Source organism: uncultured Bacteroides sp., from assembly GCF_902491285.1.
Taxonomy (GTDB): domain Bacteria; phylum Bacteroidota; class Bacteroidia; order Bacteroidales; family Bacteroidaceae; genus Bacteroides.
In genome coordinates, this window is the sequence record NZ_CABUHK010000146.1 from 1 (window position 1) to 6,181 (window position 6,181).

The 6,181-nt window shown below is 41.8% G+C and carries 4 protein-coding genes and 1 riboswitch; all 4 genes read right to left on the reverse strand.

Going from position 1 to position 6,181, the window contains the following annotated elements; genetic code table 11:
• Positions 1–154: 154 nt before the first annotated feature.
• Positions 155–931 (reverse strand): DUF4465 domain-containing protein, encoded by a 777-nt coding sequence (locus RDN93_RS21355; RefSeq protein ID WP_308747341.1) that lies wholly within the window; start codon positions 929–931, stop codon positions 155–157.
• 34 nt (positions 932–965) lie between these two features.
• The gene (locus RDN93_RS21360) at positions 966–2,942 is read right to left on the reverse strand and encodes a YncE family protein (protein ID WP_308747342.1); all 1,977 of its coding nucleotides are present in this window, start codon (positions 2,940–2,942) and stop codon (positions 966–968) included.
• A 15-nt stretch (positions 2,943–2,957) separates the two neighbouring features.
• A complete protein-coding gene (locus RDN93_RS21365; protein WP_308747343.1) occupies positions 2,958–5,000 on the reverse strand; it encodes a TonB-dependent receptor domain-containing protein in 2,043 nt (680 codons plus the stop codon).
• A 187-nt stretch (positions 5,001–5,187) separates the two neighbouring features.
• Positions 5,188–5,397: riboswitch (cobalamin riboswitch) on the reverse strand.
• Positions 5,398–5,422: 25 nt separating this feature from the next.
• A partial coding sequence (locus RDN93_RS21370) for a DUF5106 domain-containing protein (RefSeq protein ID WP_308747344.1) occupies positions 5,423–6,181 on the reverse strand: 759 nt, incomplete at its 5' end.

Consider the following 6,181-nt stretch of genomic DNA (forward strand, 5'->3'; position numbering starts at 1 on the left):
ATCAGCGTTCGAGCCATACTGTATCGCGTTTTCTGAGTTTTATCGGACAGCAATATAAGATTATACGGTTTGAATACAATTATTGAGCCGATAATTTACAATCAATAGGTTGTGATAATATATAATTGATTTAGGTAAATCGAACGGTTGTTTTTTATTTTTCGATGAGAGTGATACCATCAAGGCAGAAATAAGAAGGAGTTATCATTCCGACTTCCGGGTCTGTATCTGATGAATTCATTTCAAATTTAATGTAGTCAGCATTGCTGATATTACTCCAATCGAACCATTCCCATGTATTAACTATTTTTTGTTTGTTGTCACGGAAATCTGCCAAGTAGAAATCAATGCGTCCGATAACACTTCCATCTGCTTTGTATCCTACTGCTGTTAACGTAAACCAGTCCCCATTAGTGAAAGGCCCTTTAACCATAGAAGATGAGCCATCATTTCCATCCTTGACAGCAAGATAAGCATATGTTGTGTTTGTTACCCATGCACCTTTGAATTCATATTTTTCGGTGTTGAGATTAGTGATTTGGGCAGGGGTGTAGCTATTGGTATTTGATGTTAAATAGGTTTTTCCGTTTTTCCCTTTTCCTGTTATAGCGCTGATATTACTATACCCAGCAGTTGTAATATCAGTGTAATTAGTATAAGTGAATCCACCGCCAAAACTTGTACTACCTTGGTAACTACTGTAGTAATGTGGTAATTCTATTAGATTTTGAGGGTCTTTAAAATTGCACTTCGTATAGTAGCCATCTACTTCTCCCTCTGTTGTTTTAAATTCAGATTCAGTCTCAGTTAGTAGGTTCTCGAAACTAATGACAACTTCTTTTTTGTCACCACCTTTTGTTTCATCGTTATCATCACTACATCCGCAAAAAGCGAACACAGATACTAATAAGAATAAAGATAACTTTTTCATGTTTTTGCTCTAATTTTAATTATTAATTGTTTGATTATTTTTTGTAATGTAAGTTTTCTACTGTGACGACTTCGGTAGATATTTCTCCTGTCCAGCCTATGTTCTGATTGACGGCGGTATAGATTCTTACGAAGTCTATTTGGTCTAATAATACAGGTTGTCCGTTTTGGTCTACAGCCCGGTCTATTTTAAATTGGCTGTATTCGGTTCTGTTGGGATGATTGTCTGCATATCCCCAAGGATAACAATAGCCTACCCAGACATTACCCTCTTCTACGGCATTGTCTTTTAGACGTGTCCCATGGAAAGTTATTTCATTTTCTTCTATCCAGTTCGGATAATAAGAATCTTGTTGATGGAATGTGTTACGTTTGACGAATCCTTCTTTTCCTAAATTATCTTTCCAGCGGACATCGCCATTGGCAGGTTGGGGGCGATAATAGGTGATTTCGTAATTACGTATTTCCGTATCTTTTCCGTACTCACTACCTGCCAACTCATACCATTCATCGTCAGGTATCCCATTCCTATTTATATCTTTCGAGACTAATACAATTCCCGGTTCAGCACTTCCACCAAGTGCTCCTGTTCCAGTGTTATTGTTGTAAGTGGCATTTCCCCACACCTTGAAATCATATTCCCCTTCAATATTAGGGATTGGTTGAGGAAATCCTACTGTTATTGTTCCACCGAATCCGCCTAATGAGATAACTGATTTTTTCTTTAGCTTTTCTGTGGCACGCTCTAAAACTTGTTCGGCAGTGAAACCTGTCTCATAAGCCGATGTACTCGTATTGATAAACTGTCCGGGAGCCGGCTTATATTCCCATACTTTATCGGCGAAAGCCAATGAATTTTCAGTTTCTTCGGTATTATCATCAATGTCGCTTTGTGAAGCCTTGTCGCTGAATACAATCGTGTTCGGATTCAGTCCGATATTATTCAGGCGGAATTGCAGTTGTCCTTGTTGGTTGAAACAGAGCAAATCTCCGTATATGGTGTAATCATAAGCATTTGTGATATATACGTTGCCACTATAAGGATTCACATTGATTCCATAAGGAGTATCGATATTTGTTCCGTCCGTAATGAAATTCTCACGAACGGTTTTTCCTGTTTTCAGATTGAATGTCTTGATAGAAGATGTTTGCGTACTATAATTGTAATTGTATAGATAGGCAATCTCTCCGTCAATGGCGAAGTTCTGTACTTTCTCATTGTAATGAGTCACTCCATTTGTCAGACAGTCTATTTTGGCAAAGTTATAATTTCCTGCTTCTACATCTTCTCCACGGGTTGCTACATAAACGGTTGTTCCATCCGTACCGGCTACAATCTTGCCCGGATTCGGTCCTACTGTAATTTTATTGATTTCTTTGAATGTGGCGATATCAACCACGGATACAGTATTGTCTACTCCCAGACCGGATGCATAATCCAGTCCGCCGGAATTGGAAACATATAACTTCTCGTTTTGTACACAGATTCCGTCGGGATTACGTCCCACGGAGGTGACACCGTCTATGGCGAGGGAAGTTGTATCAATACGTGTCACTGTTCCGTCATAAGAACACACATACGCTTTTTCTTTATGAAAGGCGATGTATCGCGGTTCACGTGAACTTCCGTTTTCGGTCAGCATTTGAATTTGCTTCAAGGAGTTTCCTGTACGGAAGTCTATTACTTCCACTGTACTGGAAACATTGACAATGACATATATCTTGCCGCCATAAATGGCTAAATCATTTGCCGTATCTCCCAATCCCCGATGATTGATTGTATTAAAATAGTTGCGCACCATTCTCTGGTTTCCGAAAGAGAAACGCATCAATGAACTGTTATTCTGATTGAATAGTCCTTCACATAACGCATAGAGCTCGGCTGTATCTGTTTCAGTCGGGTCACCTGCAATGTCCGAAGTGAAAGGCTTATCTTCCATGTCATCACAAGCCGTGAATAATAATAGGATGGGCAGGCAGAACCAAAATATATATGTCAATTTCCTTTTCATATCAGTATCCTGCTTTTAATATGTTATTTTTAGCGTTGCTCTTACCGAACGTCCCGGCATTGGGAAGTATCGTACAATCTCGTAATTTTTATCCATCAGGTTCAGTACTTCCACGCTGAGCGAACTTGTAACTTTTCTTATCCGGAAGTCTCGGCTCGCCGAAATACTGTGGTCACTGTAACTATCCAATCGGTTGGCTGCGATATTCTGTCCCACTGTATAGCGTTTTCCCGAATAAAGGAATGAGTAAGACATATTTATCCATGGAGTCTCGATGTCTGCTTGTCCTGAGGCAGAAACACGGGGAGTATAGGCTATCTGATGTTTATAAGTCGATTTATCCTTACTCAAATCAGGGTTGGTGACATCCAACGCCCGTTGATACGTATAATTACCGGACAGGTTGATGCGGATTTTCTCCCAAGGCTGAAGAGATAAGTTTCCTGTGATGTCAATACCTTTGATATCTACACTTCCCAAGTTTCTCATGCTCCATATCGCAAGGTTCTTGGTAGGATAAGCAATGATTTTATCCGTTACTTTGTTATAGTATGCATCAACGGTTGCCGAAAGATAAGGAATGAATGCACATACATTCTTGCTGTATGTCAGACCGATATTATATTGCTTTGCATTTTCAGGTTTCAGTTTGGTGTTTCCTACTTCCTGGTAATACAGGTCATTGAAACTTGGCAGACGGAAGATGTCCTTATAGAAGAAACGGATACGAAACTCTTCGTTACGGAAAGGCTTGAATGAAGCGCTGACATAAGGCGTTAATTTGCGGTGATTGCCGGCACTGCCGCCTTCCTTGACATCTTCGTTGATGATAGTCGCCAAAGCGGATGCGGAGATTGTCAGCCAGTCATTCACGTATTTTCCTGCAAAAGCCGTCAGCCATGAATAGCGGGTGGGTTGCGCAAAATTAGTAAGATTAGTATCCATTGTATTGATACTCCCATCCGTCGAAAGGGAAAATGAAAGATTGCTCAATAATCTGTATAATACCGATGCGGAGAGATAGTATTCCTGTTGGTAATAGCTGTTTTCCGTTTTTCCTAAAGAGTTTTTGGTGTCGGGGTCCAGATAACGCTGATAGCTCCAGTTCCACTTGGCGGAAGTTTGGAATACCCATTGTTGGCTGAATTCTTTTTTGTATTGGCTTTGTACAAATGTATTCTTGTCCCACAGGTGTTGTGAGGAATAGTCATTATAAAGTGTAGTGGCTTTCGGCAATCCCCGCGAAGATTGAAAGTAATAGGCTTTCAATCGCCATTGCTCTTTGTCGGAGAAGTTGCCGTAAAGTCCGGCTTCGGCACGAAAAGTCTGTACGTCGGTATTCTTTCTTTTCTCCCGTGAAGTCAGGTCGCCCTCTGTATTTCCGTAGCGCAGGGTATATGGATATTGTCCGTCCGATGACATCCATTCGCCATTGGCTGTGACTGTCCACTTAGAACTGAGTTGTTGCTCTAACAGAACGGATGGATTGACAAGCCCCCATGAACCCGTCTTGAAAGCCGCGCTGATATTCGTACGTTTCCCTTTTTTGAAACGGGGAGTAAGTGTCTGTATATTCAGTATTCCTGCCGAAGCGAAGAAACGTGCCGGCTGGAAGATATTGTCGCTCTGACCATTACTGAGTGATAGTTGGTCTACATTATCGAGCGAGAAACGGCCGATGTCGATCTGTCCTGTCTGGCAGTCGGTTACGGTGATTCCGTCATAACCTACGGCTGTGTGCTGTGCACCCAAGCTGCGTATGGATACGGTTTTCAGTCCGCCGATGCCACCGTAATCTTTCACGGTCACTCCGGCAAAATGCTTCACGGCATCAGAAACTTGCAGGGCATGCAGGTTCTTTAGCGCATCTTTGGAAAGTACTTGTAGCGGAGCGGTAGAACGTACCTCTCGTGTTTGATAAATATCGGAAACAGTAATTTCGGGGATGGAGTATGTATGTGTTGTATCCACTTTTTGCTGTTGCGCAAAAAGTGTCGGGAGTAAAAGTTGGCAGCAGAGTACTGCACAGATACTTTTGTATAGCCTTGTATGTCTCATCCTTATCCTACTACTGGTCTGTTTTTTCACTTTTAAAAGTGTCCGGGCGAAATCCCTTCGACCGGACACGCATAAATAAACTTGGCAGAGTTTATTAATTAAAACACACTTTCTCTGAATCAGAGTGATGAATGAAATGATAGACGGATTGTCCGGTTCATTAGACTCAACGCTTTTTCCTCGAAAGCAGTGAAATTGGGTGCACGGCAGGTCTTCTGACTCGTTCCTGTTGCGGGCGCCTTCCCAGAAGTTTCTTTCCAGTGGCTAAAAGTAGGTTGCTCGCAACACATTTATAGAACTTACAGCAGCGGGACTGTTCAGGATTTACACCTGATTCCCTTTTAATCGCTTTCCTCGTATGTTTTGAGGGCTGCGAACCAATGCGCGACAAAGATAGATAGTTTATTTGTTTTTTGCAAGGTTTATTGATGTAATAAAAGATATTCTTCAATAGCTTGCGCGGTGGCGTCTTTCAGAAGAACGGTTTTATCCTTATTCAGGAGATAAAGGGTAGGGATGGCTTTCAAGTCATACAGTTGTTGTTCCTTGATAGCGAAGGTCTTATCATATCCGTTAATCCATTCTTTCGGGAATTCATTCAGATGTTTCCGCCATTCGTCCAGTTCTTCGTCGGGGTAGATAGAGAGGACGGTTAGCTTCTTTTGTGCTAGAAGCTGATTGATGACGGGCGCATTTTTCAATGCTTCGATTGTTTCCGTGCAGGCGTGGCATCCCGGGTTATTGATAAATAGTAAGGTGTAGTCCGATTTCTGTTGATAAAGGGAACCTTGTACGCCGGAAGCCAATGTATAGTTAAAGTTCAATGCTTTGGTTCCGATACGGTTTTTCTGAGCCAGTTCGCGACGGGCTTTGGGACGTACCTTTTCTATTTCTTCCAGTACGGGAGAAGCCATCATGGCATCCAGTACAGGGATATAAAACTCTTCGTTACGCATAGGGGAGTTAGGGTCGTATAAATATTTGTCTGCCAAATCGGTGATGTAAGTGAATACTTTCTTATCCACGTTTGTCCGTTCGATAGTTTTCCGCATAGCTTGCTGTGCTGTTTCCAATGGAACATGGTTCAATATATCGCAATAGTCCGCCCAAGCCTGTTCGGTCACTTCGGGGTGATGGATATAATTGGTATCGGCAAAGTTTACGTTATCCCAATAGTGCTT